At 70.6% G+C, this 23,379-nt stretch carries 27 protein-coding genes; 13 read left to right on the top strand and 14 right to left on the bottom strand.

The features are described 5' to 3' along the window. Positions 1-26 precede the first annotated feature (26 nt). From Ahu01nite_RS38255 to Ahu01nite_RS38235, 5 genes are read right to left on the bottom strand one after another with little or no spacing between them, the layout of a single operon-like run. The gene (locus Ahu01nite_RS38255) at positions 27-401 is read right to left on the bottom strand and encodes a hypothetical protein (RefSeq protein WP_203841628.1); all 375 of its coding nucleotides are present in this window, start codon (positions 399-401) and stop codon (positions 27-29) included. Beyond that, positions 398-1,561 carry a molybdopterin-dependent oxidoreductase gene (locus Ahu01nite_RS38250; RefSeq protein WP_203841627.1) on the bottom strand — a complete coding sequence of 388 codons (1,164 nt, stop codon included), beginning with the start codon at positions 1,559-1,561 and terminating at the stop codon, positions 398-400. Before Ahu01nite_RS38250 ends, Ahu01nite_RS38255 begins: the two co-directional genes overlap by 4 nt. Next, the gene (locus Ahu01nite_RS38245; protein ID WP_203841626.1) at positions 1,534-2,178 is read right to left on the bottom strand and encodes a methyltransferase domain-containing protein; all 645 of its coding nucleotides are present in this window, start codon (positions 2,176-2,178) and stop codon (positions 1,534-1,536) included. Before Ahu01nite_RS38245 ends, Ahu01nite_RS38250 begins: the two co-directional genes overlap by 28 nt. Then, positions 2,175-2,822, bottom strand: a complete 648-nt coding sequence (locus Ahu01nite_RS38240) for a TIGR04282 family arsenosugar biosynthesis glycosyltransferase (RefSeq protein ID WP_203841625.1) — start codon at positions 2,820-2,822, stop codon at positions 2,175-2,177. The genes Ahu01nite_RS38245 and Ahu01nite_RS38240 overlap by 4 nt, the downstream gene beginning before the upstream one ends. Continuing rightward, entirely contained in the window at positions 2,819-3,502 is a 684-nt protein-coding gene (locus tag Ahu01nite_RS38235) for a glycosyltransferase family 2 protein (RefSeq protein ID WP_203841624.1), read from the bottom strand. The genes Ahu01nite_RS38240 and Ahu01nite_RS38235 overlap by 4 nt, the downstream gene beginning before the upstream one ends. Positions 3,503-3,644: 142 nt before the next feature. On the opposite strand from Ahu01nite_RS38235, the gene Ahu01nite_RS38230 reads away from it, so the two are divergent. From Ahu01nite_RS38230 to Ahu01nite_RS38215, 4 genes are read left to right on the top strand one after another with little or no spacing between them, the layout of a single operon-like run. After that, complete coding sequence (locus Ahu01nite_RS38230; RefSeq protein WP_203841623.1) at positions 3,645-4,688, top strand: NAD-dependent epimerase/dehydratase family protein; 1,044 nt, start codon at positions 3,645-3,647, stop codon at positions 4,686-4,688. 17 nt (positions 4,689-4,705) lie between these two features. Then, positions 4,706-5,968 carry a hypothetical protein gene (locus Ahu01nite_RS38225; RefSeq protein ID WP_203841622.1) on the top strand — a complete coding sequence of 421 codons (1,263 nt, stop codon included), beginning with the start codon at positions 4,706-4,708 and terminating at the stop codon, positions 5,966-5,968. 53 nt (positions 5,969-6,021) lie between these two features. Further along, positions 6,022-6,702 (top strand): response regulator transcription factor, encoded by a 681-nt coding sequence (locus Ahu01nite_RS38220; protein WP_203841621.1) that lies wholly within the window; start codon positions 6,022-6,024, stop codon positions 6,700-6,702. Continuing rightward, entirely contained in the window at positions 6,699-7,706 is a 1,008-nt protein-coding gene (locus Ahu01nite_RS38215; protein WP_203841620.1) for a sensor histidine kinase, read from the top strand. The genes Ahu01nite_RS38220 and Ahu01nite_RS38215 overlap by 4 nt, the downstream gene beginning before the upstream one ends. Here the strand turns inward: Ahu01nite_RS38215 and Ahu01nite_RS38210 are convergent. Then, complete coding sequence (locus Ahu01nite_RS38210; RefSeq protein WP_203841619.1) at positions 7,689-8,555, bottom strand: HEAT repeat domain-containing protein; 867 nt, start codon at positions 8,553-8,555, stop codon at positions 7,689-7,691. The two genes, Ahu01nite_RS38215 and Ahu01nite_RS38210, sit on opposite strands and share 18 nt — an antisense overlap. Positions 8,556-8,625: 70 nt before the next feature. Continuing rightward, entirely contained in the window at positions 8,626-8,820 is a 195-nt protein-coding gene (locus tag Ahu01nite_RS38205; protein ID WP_203841618.1) for a hypothetical protein, read from the bottom strand. Positions 8,821-9,054: 234 nt separating this feature from the next. Here Ahu01nite_RS38205 and Ahu01nite_RS38200 point away from each other — a divergent pair, with 234 nt between their 5' ends. After that, the gene (locus tag Ahu01nite_RS38200; RefSeq protein WP_203841617.1) at positions 9,055-9,381 is read left to right on the top strand and encodes a hypothetical protein; all 327 of its coding nucleotides are present in this window, start codon (positions 9,055-9,057) and stop codon (positions 9,379-9,381) included. Positions 9,382-9,433: 52 nt separating this feature from the next. On the opposite strand, the gene Ahu01nite_RS38195 is transcribed toward Ahu01nite_RS38200, so the two are convergent. After that, positions 9,434-9,592, bottom strand: coding sequence for a hypothetical protein (locus tag Ahu01nite_RS38195; RefSeq protein ID WP_203841616.1), 159 nt, complete (start codon positions 9,590-9,592; stop codon positions 9,434-9,436). Positions 9,593-9,818: 226 nt separating this feature from the next. Here Ahu01nite_RS38195 and Ahu01nite_RS38190 point away from each other — a divergent pair, with 226 nt between their 5' ends. Next, on the top strand, positions 9,819-10,229 hold the full coding sequence (locus Ahu01nite_RS38190) for a hypothetical protein (RefSeq protein WP_203841615.1): 411 nt from the start codon (positions 9,819-9,821) through the stop codon (positions 10,227-10,229). On the opposite strand, the gene mtnP is transcribed toward Ahu01nite_RS38190, so the two are convergent. Both mtnP and Ahu01nite_RS38180 read right to left on the bottom strand, forming a co-directional pair. Continuing rightward, positions 10,222-11,055, bottom strand: coding sequence for an S-methyl-5'-thioadenosine phosphorylase (gene mtnP, locus Ahu01nite_RS38185; protein ID WP_203841614.1), 834 nt, complete (start codon positions 11,053-11,055; stop codon positions 10,222-10,224). The two genes, Ahu01nite_RS38190 and mtnP, sit on opposite strands and share 8 nt — an antisense overlap. Positions 11,056-11,080: 25 nt before the next feature. Then, positions 11,081-12,013 (bottom strand): AraC family transcriptional regulator, encoded by a 933-nt coding sequence (locus Ahu01nite_RS38180; protein ID WP_203841613.1) that lies wholly within the window; start codon positions 12,011-12,013, stop codon positions 11,081-11,083. Between the two features lie 104 nt (positions 12,014-12,117). Between Ahu01nite_RS38180 and Ahu01nite_RS38175 the strand changes: the two genes are divergently transcribed. After that, a complete protein-coding gene (locus Ahu01nite_RS38175) occupies positions 12,118-12,861 on the top strand; it encodes an SDR family NAD(P)-dependent oxidoreductase (RefSeq protein WP_203841612.1) in 744 nt (247 codons plus the stop codon). 47 nt (positions 12,862-12,908) lie between these two features. Here the strand turns inward: Ahu01nite_RS38175 and Ahu01nite_RS38170 are convergent, their stop codons facing one another. Further along, a complete protein-coding gene (locus Ahu01nite_RS38170; RefSeq protein ID WP_203841611.1) occupies positions 12,909-15,926 on the bottom strand; it encodes a fibronectin type III domain-containing protein in 3,018 nt (1,005 codons plus the stop codon). Positions 15,927-16,078: 152 nt separating this feature from the next. On the opposite strand from Ahu01nite_RS38170, the gene Ahu01nite_RS38165 reads away from it, so the two are divergent. The 3 genes from Ahu01nite_RS38165 (at position 16,079) to Ahu01nite_RS38155 (ending at position 18,995) form a co-directional block, all read left to right on the top strand. After that, positions 16,079-17,440, top strand: a complete 1,362-nt coding sequence (locus tag Ahu01nite_RS38165; RefSeq protein ID WP_203841610.1) for an FAD-dependent oxidoreductase — start codon at positions 16,079-16,081, stop codon at positions 17,438-17,440. A 115-nt stretch (positions 17,441-17,555) separates the two neighbouring features. Next, on the top strand, positions 17,556-18,080 hold the full coding sequence (locus tag Ahu01nite_RS38160; protein ID WP_239159479.1) for a TetR/AcrR family transcriptional regulator: 525 nt from the start codon (positions 17,556-17,558) through the stop codon (positions 18,078-18,080). Positions 18,081-18,206: 126 nt separating this feature from the next. Continuing rightward, positions 18,207-18,995 carry a cupin domain-containing protein gene (locus tag Ahu01nite_RS38155; RefSeq protein ID WP_203841608.1) on the top strand — a complete coding sequence of 263 codons (789 nt, stop codon included), beginning with the start codon at positions 18,207-18,209 and terminating at the stop codon, positions 18,993-18,995. On the opposite strand, the gene Ahu01nite_RS38150 is transcribed toward Ahu01nite_RS38155, so the two are convergent. Continuing rightward, positions 18,996-19,574 (bottom strand): TetR family transcriptional regulator, encoded by a 579-nt coding sequence (locus tag Ahu01nite_RS38150; protein WP_203841607.1) that lies wholly within the window; start codon positions 19,572-19,574, stop codon positions 18,996-18,998. Between the two features lie 30 nt (positions 19,575-19,604). Beyond that, positions 19,605-19,886 (bottom strand): hypothetical protein, encoded by a 282-nt coding sequence (locus tag Ahu01nite_RS38145; RefSeq protein ID WP_203841606.1) that lies wholly within the window; start codon positions 19,884-19,886, stop codon positions 19,605-19,607. 91 nt (positions 19,887-19,977) lie between these two features. Here Ahu01nite_RS38145 and Ahu01nite_RS38140 point away from each other — a divergent pair, with 91 nt between their 5' ends. After that, positions 19,978-20,514 carry a GNAT family N-acetyltransferase gene (locus Ahu01nite_RS38140; protein WP_239159478.1) on the top strand — a complete coding sequence of 179 codons (537 nt, stop codon included), beginning with the start codon at positions 19,978-19,980 and terminating at the stop codon, positions 20,512-20,514. On the opposite strand, the gene Ahu01nite_RS38135 is transcribed toward Ahu01nite_RS38140, so the two are convergent. Further along, positions 20,501-21,070: a TetR/AcrR family transcriptional regulator gene (locus tag Ahu01nite_RS38135; protein ID WP_203841605.1), complete on the bottom strand. Its 570-nt coding sequence runs from the start codon at positions 21,068-21,070 to the stop codon at positions 20,501-20,503. The two genes, Ahu01nite_RS38140 and Ahu01nite_RS38135, sit on opposite strands and share 14 nt — an antisense overlap. Before the next feature lie 94 nt (positions 21,071-21,164). On the opposite strand from Ahu01nite_RS38135, the gene Ahu01nite_RS38130 reads away from it, so the two are divergent. Both Ahu01nite_RS38130 and Ahu01nite_RS38125 read left to right on the top strand, forming a co-directional pair. Next, entirely contained in the window at positions 21,165-21,908 is a 744-nt protein-coding gene (locus Ahu01nite_RS38130; RefSeq protein ID WP_203841604.1) for an SDR family NAD(P)-dependent oxidoreductase, read from the top strand. A 51-nt stretch (positions 21,909-21,959) separates the two neighbouring features. After that, the gene (locus Ahu01nite_RS38125; protein ID WP_203841603.1) at positions 21,960-23,186 is read left to right on the top strand and encodes a VanW family protein; all 1,227 of its coding nucleotides are present in this window, start codon (positions 21,960-21,962) and stop codon (positions 23,184-23,186) included. The last annotated feature ends 193 nt before the right edge of the window (positions 23,187-23,379 follow it).

Here is a 23,379-nt window from a genome sequence, read left to right as displayed (position 1 = left end):
TCGTGCCGGATCTGAATGGCGGCCCGTCATCGAGGCGAGCGGGATGGGGGGCCGCCACGGAGACGGAACCGTGCGTAGATGGTCGCGGCGATGGCGATGGCCGCGTAGCAGGTCAGGAGGCCGAGGGCGTAGCGGATGCCGCCGGTGACCACGAGGGGTAGGGCGACCAAGGTTACCGTGGCGGTGGCTATCAGGGGCGCTGCGAGGTAGGGGCGGGATCGGGTGGCTACGGCTCCGACGCCGATCATGAGCGGGAGCAGGACGCCGTCGTGGGCGATGAGGACGGCGATGAGGAAGATCAGCGCGCCGCCCTTGACGTTGTGGTCGGTGAGGGCGCCGCTTGCGGCGTACACGATGATGAGGGTGCCGGAGGCGATCAGGATGCGCCGGGCGGTTTTCACGAAGCGCTCCGGATCGTGATGCGGGAGATCCATTTGGTCTGCAGGACGCCTGGGCGGTTGGGGGCGATCAGGCGGGCGGGGTAGCCGTGGTCAGGGTGCAGTGGTTCGCCGCCGAGCCGCAGAGCGATCAAGGTGTACGGGTCACGCGTGTGCGGCGCGGCGACGGTGCTGGCCCGGTAGCGGCCCTGAGCTTCGAGCGACTCCACGTAGGCCGACGCGTGCGAAGGGTCGGCGCCCACCAGTTCGACGAGGTCGCGCAGCCGGACTCCCGTCCAGGTGCCGGTGGCGCTCCAGCCTTCGACGCAGCTGATCGGCAGGACGGCCGTGTGCTGGGGGAGGGCCTGCAGGTCGCCGAGGGTGAGCTGGACCATCCGGCCGGGTCCGGTCACGGTGAGCAGGTAGGTGCCGGCGAAGATCGCGTCGCGGACGCCCGCGCCGGCCGAGGTCTTGTTGACCGGGACGTGTTGCGGATCGTCGCCGCGCCGGCGGGGTGCCAGCACCGAGATCGGGGCGAGCGGGGTGACCGTCTGGCCCGCCGTGCTGAGCGTGATGATGCCGGCCGTGGCGGCGACGGTGCCGATGAGCCCGCGGCGGCTGAGCGTGCCCGGGGCGGTGTGGTCCGGCTCCGGCCGGGTCAGCGCCGACCGGACGACGGGCAGCTGCACACCGATGTGCACCAGCAGCGCGCCGATCGCCAGCCACGCCGCCCAGTAATGGCCGGCGGTGAAGAAGAACGGCATCGGGTCGTACCAGCGGGCGACGTTGAGGACCCCGCTGACCACCTGGAACAGCGACGCGGCGACGAGCACGGCGATGCTCGCGCGTTCCAGGCCATGGGCGATCGAGCGCAGCGGTGGCCACTCGAACAGGCGCGGATAGACCGACCACAGCTTCGCTCCGAGCAACGGCACACAGGCGAGACCCGTGATCACGTGTACGCCCTGAGTGGCGCGATACAGCCCCACCGGCCGTGACGGCCACCAGAACCACGCGGGTGGATGCTGGATGAGATGGCTGAGCAACCCGGTCCCGAAGCACACCGCGAACGCGAGACCCAGCGCGATGCCGAGCACAGCAGTGAGCCGCGTGGACCGCAGCGGCGAGGTGAAGCTCTCGTCGGTGACCGGCGGTTTCAGCCGGATGTCAGGGAGGCGAACCATCGTTCCCCCTCCGTCCACGAGTCGCAGATGGTCAGGCCGGTCGCCGCTGCCAGCGCCGGCAGGTCGTCGATACAGAGCACAGCCCAGCCGAACGGCGCGCTGACGGCGCCGTCCACGACGCTGAGCCGGGCGTTGCCGGACCAGCTGCGGGTGCCCGGCCGGGCAAGCTCGACGTGCAGCCGCCCGCCCGGCGCCATCAGGTCGCGGCAGCGCCGCAGCAGCCTTGCCGGGTCGCCGCCGATGCCGATGTTGCCGTCGGCGAGCAGCAGGTGACGCCAGCGGCCGTGCCCGGGCAGCGCCGCGAAGACGTCCCGGCGCAGGGCGGTCGCTCCCCGCGCCCGCGCCAGCCTGACCGCGGCGGCGCTGATGTCGATCCCCAGCGCCGGGCGCCCGAGCCGGTTCAGCGCACTGGTCAACCGGCCCGGCCCGCACCCGATGTCCAGCGTCGGCCCGGCACACCGCCCGAGCAGCCCCCGATCACCGGGCAGATCCACCCGCGACCAGTCCGCCGCATCCACCCGGAACGCCGGCCCGTGATCGTCGTGCACGGTCAGCCCGGCAGGCTTCCCCGCAGCCGCCCGGCGCAACGCGGTATCGAACACAGCGAGCGCGGTCATCGTGGGGCCGCCGCTGGTTGCCGCTCGGCGCGGGCGGCCAGCGCCCCCGCGAACCGGCTTTCGGGGCGCATCGCCGCCACCGCGCGGGCATCCTCGATGGTGTCGACGTCGCGCAGGACGGGTAGCCGCGCGATTCGTAGTCCTTGCAACGCTTTCAGGGTGAGCTCGCCGGTCTGCGAGGTCGACGTCGGGACGTCGTGCACCAACTCCGCGCAGGCCGGGTCGCGCAGACCGAGGGCCCACCAGCCGCCGTCCTCCGCGAGGCCGAGCACCGCGTCGGACCCGTCCCCGGCCAGCAGCCCGATCGCCGCCTCGAGCAGTGCGGGCGTGAGCTGCGGGGTGTCCATACCGATCAGCAGGCTCGGCATCCCGGGGACGGCCGTGTCGGCGAAGGCGTTCGCGATCCGGGAGCCGAGCGACCCACCCCGCTGCGGGACCCGGCCCCAGCCCGCCGGTGCCGGGAGATCACCCTCGATCACGAGTACGGGGTCCGCGCCGGTCGTCGACGAAACGGTGTCCACGGTGTCCGCGAGGGCGGCGGCGGCGAGCGTTGCCGCCTTGGCGGGCGTACATGGCGGGCAGAGCCGGGTTTTGACCCTGCCCGGGACCGGGGTTTTGGCGAGGACGAGCAGCCGTGTCCTCATCGGGCCAGCACCGCGCTCATGTCGCGGATCGCGCGGGCCGTGCCCCGGACAGTGCCGGTGACCTTGGAGTGGGTGCCTGCGGCGCGAGGGTGGTAGGCGACGTCGACCTCGGTGACCGTCCACCCGGCCCGGGCGGCGGCGACGAGGAGTTCGAGGGGGTAACCGAAGCGGCGGTCGCGCAGGCCGAGTGAGAGCAGGTCGTCGCGGCGGGCGGCGCGCATCGGGCCGATGTCGTGGACGTCGAGGCCGGTGGTGCGGCGCAGCCGGGCGGCGAGGATCGCGTTGCCGAGCCGGGCGTGCGGTGGCCAGGCCCCGCGGGTGACCGGGCGGCGCCGGCCCAGGACGAGCCGCGCGGCACCGGCCCGGACCGGGTCGGCGACCAGCGGAAGCTCGGCCGGGTCGAACGAGCCGTCGGCGTCCATCACGCAGACGATGCCGTCGTCGGCGTCTCCGTCGCCGGAGCGCGACGAGGAGGCCGCGAGGATTCCCGCGTGGACCGCCGCGCCGTAACCGGGCTGGGGCACCGTCACCACGTACGCGCCGAGGTCACGGGCCACCTCGGCCGAGCCGTCGGTGGAGCCGTTGTCCGCCACGATCACCCGGTATCCGGCGGGCATCCGGGACAGCAGCCCGGGCAGTGCCGGCGCCTCGTTGAGACAGGGGAGAACCACATCGGTCATGTTCGTGACGGTAGGCGCTCACCCGGGCCGGGGAGCCCGCTACGGCATTACCGAGTGCTTACGGCCGTGATCTTCTTACGTACCTCTGACGGATCGGCGGGATCCGGCATTACCGCACTCGGGTGGCCCTACGGTCGGTAGCATGACGCACGTACTAGTCACCGGAGGAGCCGGCTTCATCGGCACCCACGTGACCTCCGCTCTCCTCGGATCCGGGCACCAGGTGAGTGTCCTGGACACCGGCCACCCCGCCGCGCACCGCGACCCGATGCCCGCCGACGTCCACGGTGTACCGGTCCTGCGTGCCGACGTCCGTGACCGCGACGCGGTCGACGCCGCACTGCTCGGCGTCGACGCGGTGCTGCACCAGGCGGCGATGGTCGGGATGGGGGTCGACCTCGACGACCTGCCCGAATATGTCGGCTGCAACGACCTGGGCACCGCGGTGCTGCTCGCCGGGATGGCCCGCGCCGGGGTGCGGCGGCTGGTGCTCGCCAGTTCCATGGTGGTCTACGGCGAGGGTGCGTACGCCTGCCCCGGCCACGGACCCGTCCGCCCGCCCGCGCGCGCCGTCGCAGACCTGGCCGCCGGGCACTTCGAGCCGCTCTGTCCCCGCTGCGAGCGCCCGGTGATCTCCACCGAGGTGGACGAGGACGCGCCCCTCGATCCGCGCAGCGTCTACGCCGTCACGAAGGTCACGCAGGAGCAGTTGTGCTCGGTCTGGGCCCGGCAGACCGGCGGGTCGGTGGCCGCGCTGCGATACCACAACGTGTACGGGCCGGGGATGCCGAAGGACACGCCGTACAGCGGGGTCGCCGCGATCTTCCGGTCCGCGCTGGAGGGCGGGCGCGCGCCCCGGGTGTTCGAGGACGGTGGCCAGCGGCGCGACTTCGTGCACGTGTCCGATGTGGCCCGCGCCAATGTGGCGGCGCTCGAGGCTGCTGCGAGCGGATTCCGGGCGTACAACATCGCCTCGGGCCGGCCCGCCACGGTGGGTGAGCTGGCGACGGAGCTGGCGTCCGTCTCAGGCGGCCCGGCGCCCGTCGTGACCGGCGAGTTCCGCCTCGGCGACGTCCGGCACGTCGTCGCGTCCCCGGCGCGGGCCACCGCCGAGCTCGGCTTCACCGCGGCGATCGACCTGACGGCGGGGGTGACGGAATTCGCGTCCGCGACGCTGCGCGGGTAGACGTCGCCGCCGCGGCGGTGGGGCTGGGGCTGGTCGCCCTGGCCTGCCTGACCGGCGCCGCGCTCTACCTCGCGGGCCATCCCGTGCACGCCACGTCGGCACCGTTCACCGGTATCTGGCTGCCGCACGCCGGGCCCGGAACCCCGCTCGCCCTCGCTGTCGCGGCGCTGGTCGTCCTGCACGGTCCCCGCCTCGCCGCCCGCCTCTCCTGGCGGCGGCTGCTCCTGGCCGCCTACGGCGCCGCGGCCGCGTGGATCGTGTCCCTCGCGCTGATCGACGGGTGGCAGCGGGGGATAGCCGGGCGCCTGATCACCAGGGACGAATACCTCAGCGAGGTCGGCGGCGTCACCGGCGTACGCGTCATGCTGCGCGGCTTCTCTGCCAGGATTCTCGACTTCCAGCCCGATTCGTGGACCACCCACGTCTCCGGGCACCCGCCCGGCGCGTTCCTGATCTTCGTCGGGCTGGACCGGATCGGGCTCGGCGGCGGGGTGTGGGCGGCGCTGACCTGCGTCGCGATCGCCGCGCTGGCCGCGGTGGCCGTGCCGGTGACGGTCCGGGCACTCGGTGACGAGGAGGGTGCGCGGGCCGCCGTGCCGTTCCTGGTGCTCTTCCCCGGCGCGGTGTGGATGGGAGTCTCCGCGGACGGCCTGTTCGCCGGGCTCACCGCGACCGGGCTGGCGCTGCTCGCCATCGGGCTGACCCGGCGCAACGTCGTGGCCGGGCTCGGCGCGGGGTTGCTGCTCGGCTTCTCGCTCTACTGCTCGTACGGCTTCACGTTGCTCGCCGTCCTCGCGCTCGCGGTCGCCGTCCTCGCCCGGCGTGCCGGGCCGCCGCTCGTCGCCGCCGTCATCGGGTTCGGGATCGTCGTCGCCGCGTTCACTCTGTCGGGGTTCTGGTGGCTCGACGGGTACCAGAAGGTCACCGTGCGCTACTACCAGGGGATTGCGAGCGTCCGGCCGTACGCGTATTGGGTCTGGGCCGACCTGGCACTCGCCTTCGCCTGCGCCGGTCCGGTGTCCGCCGTCGTGCTGCGCCGGGCCTTCGCCGGTCTGCGGCGGACCCCGGTGGTCGTCCTGCCCCTCGCGGCTCTGCTCACGATCGTCGCCGCCGACCTGTCCGGGTACAGCAAGGCGGAGGTGGAACGGATCTGGCTGCCGTTCGCCGTGTGGCTGATGGCCGGCGCCACGCTGATCCCGGCACCCGCCCGGCGCGGCTGGCTCGCCGCCCAGGCGCTGCTCGCGCTGCTGGTCAACCACCTGCTGCTGACCACCTGGTGACCCGTAAGGATTCCGCAAGACCTGATCCACCCCGGGCCGGATAGCCTCGACAGGTGCCCCATGTGCTCGTCGTCGACGACGACCCGACCGTCAGCGACGTCGTGCGCCGCTACCTCGAACAGGACGGCTGCCGGGTGCGGCTCGTCTCGGACGGTGACAGCGCGCTCGCCGCCGTCGCGGCCGAACAACCCGACCTGGTCGTGCTCGACCTGATGATGCCCGGGCTGGACGGCCTCGAGGTGTGCCGGCGGCTGCGCGGCGGCCTCCCCCACCTGCCGGTGATCATGCTGACCGCGCTGGGGGAGGAGGCCGACCGCGTGATCGGGCTGGAGGTCGGCGCGGACGACTACGTGACCAAGCCGTTCTCCCCGCGCGAGCTGGTCCTGCGGATCCGTTCCGTCCTGCGCCGCACCGCTCCCCCCACGGAGCAGACCATCCTGCGCGACGGTGACCTCGTCGCGGACACCAGCCGCCGGGTCGCCGAGCTCGCCGGTCACCCGCTCGCGCTGACGGTCCGCGAGTTCGACCTGCTCGCCTTTCTGATCCGTCACCCCGGCCGCGCCTGGTCCCGCGCCGACCTGCTCGCCAAGGTGTGGGGCTGGCAGTTCGGCGACCAGTCCACGGTCACCGTGCACGTGCGCCGGCTCCGGGAGAAGGTCGAGGCCGACCCGGCCGCACCCCGGCGCCTGCTCACCGCGTGGGGCGTCGGCTACCGCTACGAGCTGACCCAGTGAGCGACCAGGTGCTGATCGGGCTCTACTCGCTGATCGCCGGGGGATCGGTCGGCATCGCCGGTCTGCTGGCCCTGCGGGTGCTGCGCCACCGGTCGATCGCCGTGCACGTCACCGTGCTGCTCGTCGTCACGGTCGCCGCCGTGGCCGCCGGGGTCATCACCGTCGCGACCGCCATGTTCCTCTCCCCGCACGACCTGCAGGTGGTCCTGCTGACCGTCGCGGCTGCCGTCGTGGTCAGCCTCGGCGTCGGCATCGCGTTCGGCCGCCGCCTCGCCGCCGCCGCGGTCTGGTCGGCACAGGCCCGCGAGAACGAGCAACGGCTCGAAACCGGGCGGCGCGAGCTGGTCGCCTGGGTCTCGCATGATCTGCGTACGCCGCTGGCGGGCCTGCGCGCGATGGCCGAGGCCCTCGAGGACGGTGTGGTCGCCGACCGTCACACCGTCGCCGAGTACCACCGCCGGATCCGCGTCGAGACCGACCGCATGACCCATCTCGTCGACGACCTGTTCGAGCTGTCCCGGATCAACGCCGGTGCGCTGCGGCTGACGCTGGCCCGCGTACCCCTCGCCGACGTGGTCTCCGACGCCCTCGCCGCCACCGCCCCCCTCGCCGCGACCCGCGGGGTCAGGCTCGTCGCCGCCGAATCCGGCTGGCCCGTCGTCCGCGCCAGCGAACCCGAACTCGCCCGCGTCCTCACCAACCTGCTGATCAACTCGGTCCGCTACACCCCGTCGGACGGCACGGTCCATGTCGAAGCCGGCCACGACCAGGACAACGCCTGGTTCGCCGTCTCCGACACCTGCGGCGGCATCCCCGCCGCCGACCTGCCCCGCGTCTTCGACGTCGCCTTCCGCGGCGAAACCGCCCGCACCCCGGGTGAGGCGGGCGGCGGGCTCGGCCTCGCGATCGTCCGGGGCCTGGTCGAGGCCCACGGCGGCCGGGTAGCAGTGGACAACACGACCATCGGCTGCCGCTTCGTGGTCCGCCTACCCGTCGGTGCCTGAGACCTCAGCCTTCGCCGTTCCGGCTTCTCGTTCGGCCTCTGGTCCGGCTTCCCGCTCGGCGATGGCGGCCTGGATGCGCCTCAGTGTGCGCAGGGCCTTCTTCGCCGCGGCCCGGACTTCCCCGTCGAACACGGTGACGCCGCGATCCTCGGCCAGCAACCGTTCGAGCGTCGGCTTGGCCCGCTCGTCGCCGGTCGACCCGAGCGCGACCGCGGCCCAGTACCGCTGATCCGGATCCGGGGACTCCGCCGCCTTCAGCAGCCGGGGCACGACCTCCGGCGTGAACAGGGCGAGGGTGCTGGCGAGATACCCGATCCGAGGGAACCGGCGCTGCTCGAACTCTGCCCAGAGCGCCTCCATCGCCGCGTCCCCACCGATGTCGGCCAGGGCGTCGGCGGTCCGCTGACGCAGCCAGTCGGCGTCGTCATGCAGCAGTGGTGCCAGCGCGGGCACGACCGAGGCATCCCCGAGGCTCTTGAGCGCCGTCACCGTCTCACCCCGGACGATCCACTGCGGGTGATCGAGCAGCGTCACGAGCTGCGGCACCGCGGCCCGGATGTCCATCGCCGCGCAACCCATCGCGGCCCACGCCTGGCAGTTGTAGCGGGTGTCACCGAGCGCGGCGAGCAGCGGCTCCTCCAGGCTCGCGTCCGCGAAGACAACGGCGTGGTTCATCGCCCGCGAATACAACGACCTGTGAAAATCCGGGTATTCGCGAACGAGCACGTGCAACGCCGCAATCGCCGACTCGTCACCGTGCGTCCGCGCCCGGTCGAGCAGTTCGTGCACATGAGCTTCGCGGGTCTCAAGATCTCCCGATCGAAGTTTCTGGAGGTCAGCGGGATTCACGCCCCGACCTTACGCGGCACCACCCGCACCCCCGGACCCGGCGTCACGGCCCGCCGGGCGCCGGGTTGATCTACATTCCGCGCTGGGCCGCCTGCGTGCGCTTGACCCATGCGGCGAAATCGGACTTGGACGAGAAATTCTTGTTCCGGTCCCGCAGGGAGCCCACATTGTCGTTCACGGAGCCGTTCGTCATCTTCCCCGAGCTGTCCACCTCGCCGGTAACAATCCAGTGGCTGGAAGGATCGACCCAACCTTCAATACTCATGATTGCTTCCCTCCGTCGATCAATTCGTGCCGCCAAATGTACCGGCGTTGCGCCCGGCAATTACCTGGCCGGTGGTGATATCGCCGTTCAGGCGGTTCAACCGTCCACATCGGTACCTCCCGGCGGCCACTCGGTGCGGAATTGGATCCGCACGCCCCGGTCCGGCGCAGGAGGCGGGTTGTAGCCTTATCCATCAGGCTCAATGTGATCTGTTCGGGAAGCAGGTAATCGACCATGATCGAGTCGAAGGAAGCCGCCGGCGCCGCGCTGGAACGTGTGGGTCAGCTGCAACAGCAGGTGGACAGTGGAGAGGTCGATCCGGCCGGAGCCGCACCGGAAATCGTTGACAAGTTGAATTCCGTCATCGGTTTCTTCGTAATGGCCGGCGCCACGGAGAACCTGTACACGGCAATTGTGGAACCCCTGGCAAAATGGAACATCTATTCGGTCTCGCTGAAATTCCTCGAGAACCCGGATGCTCCCGGGGCGCAGAGCGCGCGGCAGTTGTTCGACGCCCTGTCGGCGTTCTGCCGCAAGTGGGAGACCCTCGACAGGGCGTAACCGGTCAATGGTGACTGACGGACAGCGCGCTGCGGGTCGGATACGTACCTCCTCACCAAGGTCGATACGGCGGACCTTCGAACTGGTCGTCGTTGTAGGCCGCGGAATTGGTGAGGTGGCCGTCGTAGGGGCCCACCTTCGTGACCGTGGGTTCGGAGCCGAGCCGGATGTGGTCGAGCAAGCCAAGCGGGCTTTCGATGTCGTTCGACACTCACTGTCCAGCGTGGACTTGAAAGCCCAGCTCACCGAGCGACAGATACGGCCCCTTGTGCGTCCAACTCCTAGCCAGGAGGCGCCACGTGCCGCGAGATCAACGTACCCGAGGCGCTTCGACGGCTGGGCATGACGATCAGGATCCGCACGCTCCGCGGGGCTGGGCGAACAAGTATCGGTATCGGATCGCTGCCGGCGCCCTTGGCGTCAGTGCCTTGGCGTTGGTGGCGCAGCTGGTCCTGCGGGACAACCCGGACAAGCCCGAGAAGCCGTCGCCCGCCGTCGCCGTCTCCGTTGCTGGCGGGTGCAGCCCGTTCATCGTGTGGTCGCAGAACGAGTGGGAGCCGTACGGGGTGAAGGTCATGACCGATACCACCGTGACGCGGACCATTGTTCGCAATGTCGCCCCGAACGACATCCTGGAGGTCAGCGGGTGGCAGAAGGGGTTCAACCCGCACGCCGGCAACCCCGGCGAGTTCGGGAGGCCGATCTGGTTCCGGCTCGCCGATGGAAGCGGTTGGTTGCACATGGCCGGGGTGCGGACCGGATCAACCGTTCATGAGGACGACGTACCGAAGGATGAGCAGGTGGGGCATTTCGCGGTGCCGACGACGCCCGAGTGTGAGATCAGATAGCGGGGGAGAGGCCGAGGCGGGTCCGGGCCTCGTCGGGGATGAGTGCCGGGTCGGTCATCACGGCCGAGGTCAACGCTGTGTGGCAGGTGCAGCGTACGTCGGGGTCGGCCTGGGTGATTGCCGTGGTCAGGACCTCGCGGGCGGCGCTGAGGTTGGCGCGCATGGTCTGTGCGACCAGCTCGACCGTGACGCTCGCGGCGCTGTCGTGCCAGCAGTCGTAGTCGGTGACCAGGGCGAGGGAGGCGTAGCAGAGCTGGGCCTCGCGGGCCAGGGCGGCCTCCGGGACGGCTGTCATGCCGATGAGGTCGAGGCCCCAGGAACGGTAGAGGTTCGACTCGGCGCGGGTGGAGAACTGCGGGCCTTCGATGCAGCAGTAGGTCGCGCCGTCGGTGACGCCGGTGCTGAGCAGGTCCTTGCGCAGGCGGGAGCAGTACGGATCGGCCATCGGGACGTGGCCCACGACGCCGGCGCCGAAGAAGGTGCCCGGGCGGATGCCCTTGGTGCGGTCGACGAGCTGGTCGGGCACGACGAGGGTGCCGGGGGTGTAACGCTCGGCGAGGCTGCCGACGGCGCTGATCGCGAAGATCTGGCGGACGCCGAGTGCGCGCAGGGCGAAGATGTTCGCACGGTACGGAACCTCGCTCGGCAACAGCCGGTGCCCTGAACCGTGCCGGGCCACGAACGCGACCCTGCGTCCCGCCAGGGTGCCGACCGTGATCGGCCCGCTGGGATCCCCGTACGGAGTGCTCGGCGTGACCGTTTCCACCTCCTGAAGCAGGTCGAGGTCGTACAGTCCGCTGCCGCCGATGACTCCGATGTCCGCCATGGTCCGACCGTAGTCCCGATCGGCATTACGGCGCTCTTACGAGTGCGTTCTGCCGTGCCTGGAGCCGGAACGCCCCGGGCGTCCGGCCGCGGTCGCGGACGAAGGCGCGGGTGAACGACGGCACCGATCGGTAGCCTGCCCGGGTGGCGACCACGTCGATGGTGTCGGGGGTGTCACGCAGGCGTACGGCGGCCAGGTCCATGCGCCATTGGGTGATGTAGTTCGCGGGGCTCTGGCCCATGGCTGTCTGGAAGCGCCGGGCGAGCGTGGCGCGGGAGACGGAGATCGCCGCGGCCAGTGAGGTGGTCGTCCAGTCGCGGGCCGGATCGGCGTGGACGAGCTCCACCGCCTCGCGGACGACGTCGTCCTCGCCCCAGCCCAGCCAGGTGCCGCGTTGCTGGGCCGGTCGCCGGGACAGCCAGGCCCGGATCAGCTGGATCAGAACGAGGTCGACGAGGTTGTCGACGACAGCGTCGGTGCCGATCTGGGGGCGGGACAGCTCGCGGCCGAGGAGCCGGACGACGTCGGCCAGGTAGGCCGCCCCGGACTCGCCCCCTTCGACGTGGATGAAGTCGGGCATCTCGTCCAGGACCTGGGTCCGGGTCGCGTGATTGCAGTCGTAGTGGATGGTGAAGATCCGCGTGCGTGACGGCCCGGATCCGAGTCGCAGCACCTGGCCGCCGTCTCCCGAAGGAGGCACCGCCGTTGCCGGGCCGGTCCCGGGGGTGTCGGTCAGCAGGTGCGGCGTGCCGGCCGGCACCATGACGACGTCGCCCGTTGCGAGCTGCACCTGCCGGCCTTCGCCCAGCACCAGCCAGGCGCCTCCACTGAGGACCGCATGGGTGGCTATGCCCGGGTAGTCCGACAACTCTGCGGTCCACTCTCCGCCCGCCACGATCTGCGCGCCGACAGTTCCCCGCATGCCGGTCAGGCGCAGCACCTCGGACACCAGATCCACGACACGGACATTAACAGAGCGCCTCATGACGTGAGTCAAACAGATAAGAAAACTGAGTCAGCTGAGGCTCGTACGCGCAGATTGCGGCAACTAGCGTGACAACCATGAAGCTACAAGGAAGTACCGCGCTGGTGACCGGGGTCGGCGCTGAGAACCTCGGACACCATTTCGTCGAGCAGCTTGTCGCGCGGGGCGCGAAGCGGGTGTACGCGACGGCGCGCCGCCCCGAACTCATCGATGTCCCCGGGGTGGAGGTGCTCCATCTCGATCTGACCGACCGGGAGTCGATCAACGCGGCGGCGGCGGTCGCCCGCGATGTCGATCTGCTGGTCAACAACGCGGCGGTTTTCGCCGCCGGGCTGAACTTCACCGACGGCGACCCGGCCCTGATCCGCGGGCTGTTCGACACCAACGTCCATGGGACTCTCGACGTGATCCGGGCGTTCGCCCCCGGTCTCGCCGCCAACGGCGGGGGAGCGATCCTCAACGTGTTGTCGTCGGCGGCCTGGGCCACTCTCGACGGTATCAACGTCTACGGGGCGTCCAAGGCGGCCGCGTGGAGCATGACGAACGGTCTGCGTTCTGAATTGGCGGGTCAGGGCACGTTCGTCAGCGCCCTGATCTTCGGGATGGCCGCGACCCCGCCGCTCAGGGCGTTCGCGGACGCGGTTGCCGGGCCCGGCGTCCTGGACGCGTTGATGACCGATCCGGCCGTGATCGTGGGCAGGGCACTCGACGGCCTCGAGTCGGGGCGCCTGGAAATTCTCGCTGACCAGCTGGCCATCGACGCGAAGGCAGCGTTGTCGAGCGACGCCGAGTCCGTTTACCAGACGCTCGGCGCCAGGTGAACGGAAAGGGGCCGGCGCTGAAGCAGCGCCGGCCCCTGATCCCGTGATTACGAGTACGACAGGACGATGTCCGCGCGGCGGTTGCGGGCGCGGCCGGCTGCCGTCTTGTTGCTGGCGTCCGGGTTGGCCTCGCCCTGGGTGATGGCGTACGTGCGGATGCTGCGACCGCCCGCGAGGGTGGCGCAGGTGTTGCGGGCGCGGCGTTTGCCGAGGGCGTTGCCGTTGCCCTGGTTGCCGCGGTCGTCGGTGTGCCCGATGCAGGTGATCGAGCGGATGCTGCCCAGGTCGGCGCGGAGCCGGGCGAGATAACCGCGCTGGGCCGCCGTGACGGTGGTGGCGCCGCTGGCGAAGTAGACCGAGCGGGGCACCGTGAACCGGCTGAGCACCAGCATGGACCGCCCGCTCGCCCGCAGTGCCGGCCCGCTCGCCGGGACCGTGGTGACCGCGACCGCGACGGGATAACCGCCGGGGGTCGCTGCCATGGCCCGGCCCAGCGAGTTCAGCATGACCTTGACCGCGGCCTTCCGGCTTGCGGTCTTCATGGTCGCGGAGCCGGTGCCGAGGACCACGCGCTTGCCGGAGACCGTGCTCCACAGCTTGACCCCGTTGCGGCCCTTCACGGCGGTGGTGAACGTGACCGTCGCGGTCAGCGTGGCCTTCGCCGGGGTGCCGCCGGTGACGATCAACGTGGGTACGGCGACCTTGGACGTGCCGGTGGACGGGCCTGGGCCGGGTTCGCCGGTGCCGCCCTTGGTGACCGTGGCGGTGTACGAGCCGAGGACCTCGGTGCCGACGCTGTCGGTCAGGCGATACGTGACCGGGTCGGCGGTGCCCGTGAAGCCGGTGACCGGGACGAAGGTGATCGTGCCGGTGGTGGGGTCCAGGGCGTACGTTCCCTGATTCTTGATCGTGACCTTGGCGGCCGGGGTGCCGGCGCCGTCGAGCAGGGTGAGGCTGCCGCCGGCCGGGACGGGCAGCACGGTCTTCTGGGTGGTGGTGTCGCTCCCGGTGCTGCCCGGGCTGGTCGGCGGGATCGTCACCGGCAAGGCCATCGAGCGTGCCGTCCCGGACGGGTCGACGCCGATGGCCAGGAACGTGTGCTTGCCCGCTTCCAGACCGGCCGGCACGGTCACCGGCGCCGCGAAGTTCCCGTCGTTGTCTGTGGTCACCGTGGCGAGCTGGGTCGGGGTGGAGAAGATCGAGATCGTCGCGGTCGAGTTCGGCGCGAAACCCTTGCCGATCACGGTGATCTGCTGCGCCGGTACGGCGAGTGCCACCTGGCCCTTGTCGGTGGTCAGGGTCAAAGGCACATCGGCGGGTACGGTCGTCGGCACCGCGGGCGCCGTCGGTGTCACCTCGTTCGAGGCCGGCGACTGCCCCGAGATCCCGCCCGGCCCGTTCGCCACCACGCTCACCGTGTAGCTGGTGCCGGCCGTCGCACCGATCACGCAGGACGTGCCCGTCGTGGTGCAGGAGGCTCCGCCGGGTGCGGCGTAGGCGGTGTATCCGGTGATGCTGCCGCCGCCGGCCGTCCAGGAGGCCTCGATCGATGATGTGGCGGCCTTGGCCACCGGGGCAGCGGCCGGTGCGGTGGGCGCGTTCGGCACGACCACCGGCGGCGTGGTCGTCACCGGCGGCGTGGTCGTCACCGGAGGATCGGGCACGATCGGCGGGTTGGGAAGGTTGGGGATGCCCGGGAAGAAGTAGACCTCGATCACGTTCGACTCCGCCGACGGGCCGGGGCCGGTCGTGTTGGTGGCGGTCACCCGGAACGTGTAGGCGGCCCCACGGAACAGATCGGTGATCGTGCACGTCAGGACCGGGTCGAACGGTGCCGGCACCGTGCACGTTTTGCCCTCGACGGCGGTTCCGCCGTTGTACGCCTGCACCGTGTACGAAACGATCGCTGAACTGCCGGTGTAGGCCGGCGGCTCCCACGTCACCGTCGCGTCCCTGCTCAGCGGCAGGTTGGTGGCCTCCACCCGCAGCGGCGATCCCGGTAGCGGCGGGCCGAGCCTGATGATCCTGCGGGAGTTGGGCAGCGTGGCGTAGATCGAGCCCAGGGCGTCGACGTGCAGGCCGTAGGGCGGGGTGAGGGGCGAGGACAGCGCGGGACCCGGTATCGGTTGACCGGGGTTGCCGCCGGCCAGCGTGGTCCGGCCCGCCGCGCCGTCGGTGGCGGTGGTGTCGACCTGGACGATGCTGTAAGGGGGTGACGAGGCGTAGAGCTCTCCGCCCGGCCCGGTGGACAGTCCGACGGCGAGGAAATTGGCCAGGACCGAGAGCGTGTTGTCCTTGATCTTGTAGATCTTATTGTTGTCCGGAGTGGAGACGTAGACCGTGCCGTCCGGCGCGGCGGTGACGCCGAGCGGGGAACCCAGGGGGCTCAGCCGGGCGTCGCCCGGGGTGCCGGTGCCACGCGTCCCGGTGCCCGCGACGACGGTCAGCAACCCGGTCACCAGGTCGATCGCGCCGACCTGGTACGCCTGGTCGTTGCCGAAATAGAGCGTGTCGCCCCGCACGCTCAGCTCGGTCGGTGTACCGACCGGGCTGAGCCCGGCCGGCCCGTTGACCATGGTCCCGCCGGTGCCGGTCCCGGCGACGAGCTCCAGGCCGCTGCCGGACAGGTTGCCCACTCCCGTGATCTTGTAGATGCGGCGGTCGCCGGTGTCGCCGACGTACAGGTCACCGTCGTACCACGCGATGCCGGAGGGGGAGCGCAGGGGCGAGGCCAACGCGGGTGCGCCGGGGATCGCCGTCGCGCAGGTGCCGGTCCCCGCGATCACGGCGAGCGCTCCGTGCGGCGTGACCTGCTCCACCGTGCAGTTGTCGAAGTCGGTGAAGTAGACGTTGCCCAGCGGGTCCGTGGTGACACCCTTGGAGGCGCCGAGCGGCGAGTCCAGCGCGGGGCCGGGCTGTGGGATGCCCGGGCCGTTGCCGGCCACGATCGACAGGTCCAGGGCGTTCGGATCGGGGTCGGCCAGGGCCGGTGCCTGCCCCGTGAGCACCGTTGCCCCGAAAATGGCGGCCGACACGGCCACGGCGAGTGTTCTTGGCGTGAACATGTGTTTCCCAGCACTAGGACGGAAGAGTCTCGCGCGTACGGTAAGCCCACTATTTCGGGCAAATTTGACAAATCCTCAAAGTCACCGAGCGTTGACTTATCAAGCGAAGGAGGCGTACGGTCAAGTCACCAATTGGTGACTTAGGAGGCGTCATGGATGTGCTCGTGGTGGGCGGCGGCCCGACCGGGATGACCCTGGCGGGGGACCTGGCCCGGGCCGGGCGGGACGTGACGGTGCTGGAGCGGTGGCCGTCGATCAACCCGTCCAGCAGGGCGTTCGCGACGATGGCCCGCACGCTCGAGGTGCTCGACGCGCGCGGCCTCGCCGATGAGCTGCTCGCCACGTCCGGGCGTACCGAAGCGGTCAATCTCTTCGGGGGTGGCCGGTTGGATCTCTCCCACCTGGACTCCCGCTACCGGTTCGCGATGATCACGCCGCAGACGAAGGTCGACCAGGCGCTCGGCCGTTACGCGCAGGAGCAGGGCGCGCGGATCGTGCGGGGCGCCGAGGTGACCGCCCTGACCCAGGACGCGACCTCGGTCACCGTGACCACCAACGACGGCAGGACCTGGCAGGCCGCGTACGCGGTGGGTGCCGACGGCGCGCACAGCACCGTACGCGGACTGCTCGGCGTCGCATTCCCGGGCCGGACCGTCCTGTCGTCGGTGGTGCTCGCCGACGTCCGGCTCGCCCGCGGCCCGTCCGACGGCGGCCTCACCGTCGGCTCCCAGCCTGACTCGTTCGCGTTCCTCGCGCCCTACGGGGACGGCTGGTTCCGGAGCATGACCTGGGACCGCAACCATCAGGTCCCCGACACCGAACCGATCGCCGACGGCGAGGTCCAGCGCGTCCTGACCCGGGGCCTGGGCCGCGACCTCGGCGTCGAGGAGATCAGCTGGCAGTCCCGCTTCCACTGCGACGAACGCCAGGTCCGCGACTACCGCCACGGGCGCGTGTTCCTGGCCGGGGACGCCGCGCACGTCCACTCCCCGGTCGGCGGTCAGGGCATGAACACCGGCATCCAGGACGCCGCGAACCTCGCCTGGAAACTCGACGCGGTGCTCGGCGGCGCGAACGAGGCCGTGCTCGACACGTACCAATCGGAACGTCATCCCATCGGCAAGCGCGTCCTGCGGCAATCAGGTCTGATGATGCGCGCGGTGGTGCTGCATCCCCGGCCCGCCCGCTGGCTGCGCGACCGTCTCGCACCTCGCGTCCTGGCCGTGCCCGCCGTCCGGGACCTCGTCGCGGGAAGCTTCGCCGGCACCGGCCTGCGGTACGGCCGCGGCTCTCTGGTGGGCACCCGCGCGGCCCAGGTGCACAAGCCGGTCTTCACATTGGTACGCCCGAAGCGCACTGCGCCGTTGGACACCCCCGTCTCGCAACAGGAGCGTGCCGACGACGGGCCCGCACTGCTCGTCCGCCCCGACGGCTACGTCGCCTGGTCCGGTGACCTGACCGACAACGGCCCGCGAGGCTGGCAAGCGGCCCTGGCACGCTGGACCCATGCCTGATTCACCCCGCCCTCCTTTGCCGGAGCCACCCCGCCCTTCTCTGCCTGAATCGCCGCGCCCTTCTTTGCCCGGACCGCCGCGACGCCGCGACGCCGCGCGTACCCGTGAGCAGATTTTGACCGCGGCCCGCCGGCGCTTCGGCCGCGACGGCTACGAACGCACGACCCTGCGGCTGGTGGCGGCGGACGTGGGTGTCGACCCGGCGATGGCGGTCCGCTACTTCAGGACCAAGGAGGCCCTGTTCGCCGCGGCCGCCGACTTCGACCTGCGCCTGCCGGACCTTTCCGCCGTACGCCCGGAGCAGCTCGCCGACGTCCTCCTGCCCCGCTTCTTCGCGGTCTGGGAGGAGGAAGGCACGTTCCTGCCCCTCCTGCGCGCGAGCACGGGCAGCCCCGCCGCCGCCGAGGCGATGCGCGAGGTCTTCGCCGCCCAGGTCGCCCCCGCGATCGGCGCCCTCGCCGTCGACAATCCCCTGCAACGCGCGGGCCTGCTGGGCGCCCTCATCCTCGGCCTGGCCATGACCCGCTACGTGATGCAGGCCCCGGCAATGGCCGACCTGGACCGCGACCAGCTCACCGCCTGGACCCGCCCCCTCATGCACCACATCCTGACCACCCCGGCCCCAGCCCCCGCCGCCTGACCGCTGGCCGGCTCGCGCCGCGACGGGGGTGGACATGCTGACTGATGTCACGACGCGACATTAGTGCTAGGGTGATGTCACGACGCGACATCAGGTCGCGGGTGCCAGCTCAAGGAGGCCGCAACCATGGCTCCAGTCATGATCGTCCGTCCCGGCGAAGGTGAGCTCATCGCCAACAACGGGCCGTCGCAGATCCGCATCCTCGAGAACGGCAGCAACACCGGGCACCGCCTGGGCGTCGGCGAGATCACCCTCCAGCCGCACACACCCGGGCCCATCCAGCACCGCCACGCCCAGCACGACGAAGGCTTCTACGTGCTCGCGGGCGAGGTGCGGTTCACCGTGGGTACGGACGACTACGACGCGGGCCCCGGCACCTGGGTCATCGTCCCGCCGGGCGCACCGCACACCTTCGCCAACCCGGGCGACGACCCGGCGGTCATGCTCTCCACCTTCACCCCGGACCTGTACGTGCAGTACTTCCGCGACCTCAAGAAAATGGTCGAGTCCGGACAGCCGATGACGCCCGGAACGATGACGCCGCTGTGGAGGAGGTACGCCACCGAAATCTCCTCCGAGTACGCGAATCCTTCAGGAACCCCGACCTTCATGGTGGTCGGCGCACTGCGCCCCGGCACGGACCTCGCGAAGTTCAACGCATTGAGGGAGGACGAGCACAAGCAGCTGGAGGTGCTTCGTTCGCAGGGAAAGGTCGGCGCACACTACGTTTCCCCCACCCGGCGTGCCACCTTCGTCGAGATCATCGCCGCGGATGAGAAGGAAGCGGCGGAGACGCTGGCAACCCTTCCGTTCGCGCAGTTCTTCGACGCCGACATCTATCCGACCACGCCCCCCGACGACGCGGAGCTCGCTCACCGCTCGCGTCTGCTGAGCCGGTCTTCCCTGCCCGGTTGATCAGCGGAGCCGCGCGGCCGCCGGCACGATCGTCACGAGCAGGGACATCACCGTTTCGGTCCTTGTCGCCAGGTCGGTGTCATCGCTGCCTTCCAGCCACTGCCGGTATGCAGTACGGAAAACCTGAATCCCCACGGCGGCGGCCAGTTCGGCGATGCCGGCGTCGACGCCCCGCCGGCGGAGCGTGTCGCTGAAGCCGGCCGCCATCTGCTGGTGCTTGCTCAGCTCCCGCTCCAGCAGTTCGGGGTTCGCCGCGATCAACGCGTTCCGCCGACGCTGGTCCTCGCGTGATCCGAGCTTCTCCCAGTCGAAACCGGCCAGCGTCCCGGCCACTGCCAGCAGCGGTTCGGCGACGTCGGCCGCCTCGTGGAGCTCGCGGACGAGCGCCTCGTTGAGCGCGTCCGCGTCAGCGAAGAACACCTCTTCCTTGTCGGCGAAATACCGGAAGAACGTCCTGGTGGTGACGCGGGCCCGTTCCGCGATCTGAACGGCACTGGTGGCCTCGAAACCCTGCTCCGCGAACAACTCCATGGCGGCCTGCTTCAACCGCTCCTCACTACCGTGCTCCCACCGAGGCATGGCATCAAGATACCCAGCCGCGGGGAGGCGTCATCGACTTCGGAGATCGTCAGCCGCTACCTGTATGTCCCGGAAGTCGATGACGGCTTGGCGGGCGATGCGGATCAGTGCCACCAGGCCGCCGTCGGCCAGCAGCAGGATGTCGTCGACGACTTTGTCCGGGAGGGCCAGTTCTCGGGGGCCGTAGCAGTCGTGCCAGGCCATGTCGGCGAGGTGCAGCAGGTCGAGTGCGGCGTCCACGTGGCTGTCGGGGAAGGCTGCTGCGATGCGGGAGCTGCGTTCCTCGCGTCGTTGCTCACTGCCGACAGCCATCCTGGTCCTCCCATGCTTCGTGGGTCTCGACCGTAGCTCCGGCAGGCGAGCGGTCCGATCCGGTCGCCTACCCCGTGGGAGAGTGGTGGTTGTGGATGTTGCGGGGCGTGCGGTTGTGCTCGAGACCGGGCGGTTGCGGATGGGGGCCTGGCGGGTGGGCGAGGCCGGGGTTCAGCGGGAGCTGTGGACCGAGCGGGATCCGCGGGTGCCGCCGCATCGGCGGATCGACGCGCAGGGGCGGCCCACGGTGGGGGACCTCGAGGATTCGATTCGTGACGATGAGTTCTGGTCGACCGGGTTGCTGGCGGTCGAGCGGAAGGCCACGAAGGACGTCATCGGCTACTGCGGGCTCTTCGACGGCGGGCGGGGGACGCCGGAGGAGCCGGATCTGGCGTTCGAGTTGCTGCGGCGGGTGTGGGGTCAGGGGTATGCGACCGAGGCCGCGCTGGCGGTGCTGGACCGTGCGCGAGCGTCGGGGTACGAGCGGCTGTGGGCCACCGTCTGGGACTGGAACGTCGCCTCTCGCCGGGTCCTCGCCAAGGTCGGGTTCACCGAGACCGGGCGCACGGCCGTCGACGCGGAACGGGGGACCATGCTGTTCACCTCGATCCGGCTTAACGGGCGGTGACGAGGGCGGTCAGGTCGGTTTCGGTGATGTCCTGCTGGAGGAAGACGACGCGGTAGACGACGTAGCCCATCCAGGCGTGGGCGGTGACTGTCACGGGGAAATCCTGCGAGAGCTCGCCGCGGGCCTGGGCGCGTTCGAGGATCGTGACGAGGCTGTCGTGCCAGGGCTGGAGGATGCCGGCCAGGTCGGCGCGGCCCTCTTCGCCGCGGGAGCTCATCGCCGCGGCCGTCACGCTCGCGTCGCCGTACGGTGCGATGACCTTGATCAGGGCGTCGAGCTGGGTGCGGGCGTCCGTGGTGACCGAGCCGGTGTCCGGGGTCGAGGACGGGGCGAGGGTGTCGCGGACGGCGTCGGTGATGATCGCGGCCTTGTTGGGCCACCAGCGGTAGAGGGTCATCTTGGCGACGCCGGAGCGTTCCGCGATGCGTTCCATGGTGACCTTGTGGAAGCCGAGCTCGGTGAGCAGCTCGGCGGCCGCGGCGAGGGCGCGGCGCTGGGCTTCGGGGTCGCGCCGGGGGCCGGTGCGCGGGCGGGTCATGAGAAACGTCTCCAACATCACACTGCGTTAATGACGATACGAGACGTATCGTCAAGTCATTCCAGGGTACGCCGGAATCGACGACGAACCTGTGGCACTTGGAGATCAGATCATGGCCCGACTGAACGGCAGGACCGCACTCGTGACCGGTGGCGCGAGCGGCATCGGCAAGCAGACCGCGCTGCGGATGGGGCTCGAAGGGGCAACCGTGGTCGTCGCCGACGTGCAGGACGCGCTCGGCCTCGAGGTGGCCACCGAGATCGAGAAGAACGGCGGCCGGTCGCTCTACGTGCATCTCGACGTGGCCGACGAGGCGAACTGGGCGCAGGTCATCGCAACCGTCGAGGAGGAATTCCGCGGCCTCGACATCCTGGTGAACAACGCCGGGATCGACCACAAGGAGATCCTCGAGGACACCTCGCTGGCGACCTACCAGCGGGTCATCGCGGTCACCCAGACCAGCGTCTTCCTGGGCACCAAGGCCGCCGCGGCGCTGCTCAAGGCGTCCGGCTCCGGCTCCGTGATCAACGTCAGCTCCATCTTCGGCACGTCCGGCGGCTTCGGCTCGTCGCCGGCGTACCACACGGCCAAGGGCGGGGTCCGGACGCTGACCAAGAACATCGCTGTCGAGTGGGCGCCGCTCGGCGTACGCGTCAACAGCGTGCACCCCGGCTTCATCGTGACGCCGCTGATGGGCGACGACCTCGACCGCACCCCGCTGATCGAGACCACCCCGCTCGGCCGGCTCGGCGAGCCCGAGGAGGTCGCCGCCGCGATCGTCTTCCTCGCGAGCGACGACGCGTCGTTCATCACCGGGTCCGAGCTCTACGTCGACGGCGGCTACATCGCACGCTGAGCAGTCATTGTGCGGATGCCGGGTCGATCATCGACCCGGCATGATCGTTTGATGAGAAAGTCTGTGCTGGTCACGGCCGCCGTCCTGGTCCTGGCCGCGGCCGGCTCCGCCGCGGTGCTGGTACGCCCGTCGCAAACCGTTCCCGCGAACACGTTCGTGGCCGGCGTCGCGGTGGGCGGCCGGACCGACGAGCAGCTGACCACCACCCTCGAAGGCCAGGTGCGCGACAAGGTCGAACAGGTCATCACCGCGAAGGTCGGCTCGTCCGTGCTCCGGATCCACCCCGCCGACCTGGGCATCCGCCTCGACGTCGCCGCCACCCGGGCGGGCATCGGCCACTCCTGGCTACGCTGGCCGGAACCCGCCCGCCACGACGTCACCCCCGTGCTCGTCGTGCCCGCGAACGCCCGGACCGCCCTGGCCGGGCGGCTCGCCGAATTCCAGCAGGACTCCCGCAACCGGTCGGTCACCCTCGCCTCGCCCCGCAAGGTGCTCGACGGCAAGGGAGACCTCTCCTACACGGCCTCACGCCGCGGGGTGACCGTCGACGAGGGGCGGGCGGGACGTGCGGTTGATGCCGCTGCGGGCGTACGGTCAATCTCTGAAGCCATGCGTGCCGGACGCACCACCGTGACCTTCGCGGTCACCGCGACCGAACCGGGCGACGACACCCCCAAGCTCGCCGGCGTCGACCAGCTCATCGGCACGTTCACCACCTACCACCCGTGCTGCGCACCCCGGGTCACCAACATCAACCGCATCTCCGAGCTCGTCGACGGCACGATCATCCCGCCCGGCGGCACCTTCTCCCTCAACGACACGGCGGGGGAGCGGACCAGCGCCCGCGGCTTCGTCGCCGCCCCGGCCATCGTCGAGGGCGAACTCCAGGACCAGTTCGGCGGCGGCGTCTCCCAATTCTCCACCACCCTCTTCAACGCCGCCTGGTTCGCCGGCCTCGACATCCGCACCCACCAGCCCCACAGCCTCTACATCACCCGCTACCCACCCGGCCGCGAAGCCACCCTCGACTGGCGCGCCATCGACCAGATCATCCACAACCCCACCGACACCCCCATCGTCATCCGCGTCCACAGCACCCCGACGGGGATCACGGTCGCCCTCTACGGCCACACCGGCAACCGAGTCGTCGACTCGGTCACCGGGCCGCGCCGGCCGGTCGGCACGGGTTTCGCCATCCAGGTCCGCCGCACCATCACCCAGGACGGCAAGGAAACCGGCACCGACACCCTCAACTGGACCTACCAGGGGCTTGATTGAGCGGCCTCAATGATCGGAGTGTCAGCTTTCGCTGCGCATGTGGGGTGGCCGTCGCAATGCCGCTGCCCCGGGACCCGGCAGCACGTTCCGACCAGGCTCGTAGACCGGGACGTCTCGCCACAGCAGATTCCAGAACGCGCCGCCGGCCGCTTCACACACCGCCCGTCGAAGCCGCATGGCCAGGTATCCGCTT

The organism is Winogradskya humida, from assembly GCF_016862215.1.
Taxonomy (GTDB): Bacteria; Actinomycetota; Actinomycetes; order Mycobacteriales; family Micromonosporaceae; genus Actinoplanes; species Actinoplanes humidus.
The sequence above is the reverse complement of the archived record's forward strand: the minus strand, read 5'-3'. Positions and strand labels throughout refer to the sequence as shown.

What these genes read in the sequence shown, in the direction of transcription:
- Ahu01nite_RS38250 (WP_203841627.1), bottom strand. Translation starts at nt 1,561, where the DNA reads ATGGTTCGCCTCCCTGACATCCGGCTGAAACCGCCGGTCACCGACGAG.
- Ahu01nite_RS38245 (WP_203841626.1), bottom strand. Translation starts at nt 2,178, where the DNA reads ATGACCGCGCTCGCTGTGTTCGATACCGCGTTGCGCCGGGCGGCTGCG.
- Ahu01nite_RS38240 (WP_203841625.1), bottom strand. Translation starts at nt 2,822, where the DNA reads ATGAGGACACGGCTGCTCGTCCTCGCCAAAACCCCGGTCCCGGGCAGG.
- Ahu01nite_RS38235 (WP_203841624.1), bottom strand. Translation starts at nt 3,502, where the DNA reads ATGACCGATGTGGTTCTCCCCTGTCTCAACGAGGCGCCGGCACTGCCC.
- Ahu01nite_RS38230 (WP_203841623.1), top strand. Translation starts at nt 3,645, where the DNA reads ATGACGCACGTACTAGTCACCGGAGGAGCCGGCTTCATCGGCACCCAC.
- Ahu01nite_RS38205 (WP_203841618.1), bottom strand. Translation starts at nt 8,820, where the DNA reads ATGAGTATTGAAGGTTGGGTCGATCCTTCCAGCCACTGGATTGTTACC.
- Ahu01nite_RS38200 (WP_203841617.1), top strand. Translation starts at nt 9,055, where the DNA reads ATGATCGAGTCGAAGGAAGCCGCCGGCGCCGCGCTGGAACGTGTGGGT.
- mtnP (WP_203841614.1), bottom strand. Translation starts at nt 11,055, where the DNA reads ATGGCGGACATCGGAGTCATCGGCGGCAGCGGACTGTACGACCTCGAC.
- Ahu01nite_RS38175 (WP_203841612.1), top strand. Translation starts at nt 12,118, where the DNA reads ATGAAGCTACAAGGAAGTACCGCGCTGGTGACCGGGGTCGGCGCTGAG.
- Ahu01nite_RS38170 (WP_203841611.1), bottom strand. Translation starts at nt 15,926, where the DNA reads ATGTTCACGCCAAGAACACTCGCCGTGGCCGTGTCGGCCGCCATTTTC.
- Ahu01nite_RS38165 (WP_203841610.1), top strand. Translation starts at nt 16,079, where the DNA reads ATGGATGTGCTCGTGGTGGGCGGCGGCCCGACCGGGATGACCCTGGCG.
- Ahu01nite_RS38155 (WP_203841608.1), top strand. Translation starts at nt 18,207, where the DNA reads ATGGCTCCAGTCATGATCGTCCGTCCCGGCGAAGGTGAGCTCATCGCC.
- Ahu01nite_RS38150 (WP_203841607.1), bottom strand. Translation starts at nt 19,574, where the DNA reads ATGCCTCGGTGGGAGCACGGTAGTGAGGAGCGGTTGAAGCAGGCCGCC.
- Ahu01nite_RS38145 (WP_203841606.1), bottom strand. Translation starts at nt 19,886, where the DNA reads ATGGCTGTCGGCAGTGAGCAACGACGCGAGGAACGCAGCTCCCGCATC.
- Ahu01nite_RS38135 (WP_203841605.1), bottom strand. Translation starts at nt 21,070, where the DNA reads ATGTTGGAGACGTTTCTCATGACCCGCCCGCGCACCGGCCCCCGGCGC.
- Ahu01nite_RS38130 (WP_203841604.1), top strand. Translation starts at nt 21,165, where the DNA reads ATGGCCCGACTGAACGGCAGGACCGCACTCGTGACCGGTGGCGCGAGC.
- Ahu01nite_RS38125 (WP_203841603.1), top strand. Translation starts at nt 21,960, where the DNA reads ATGAGAAAGTCTGTGCTGGTCACGGCCGCCGTCCTGGTCCTGGCCGCG.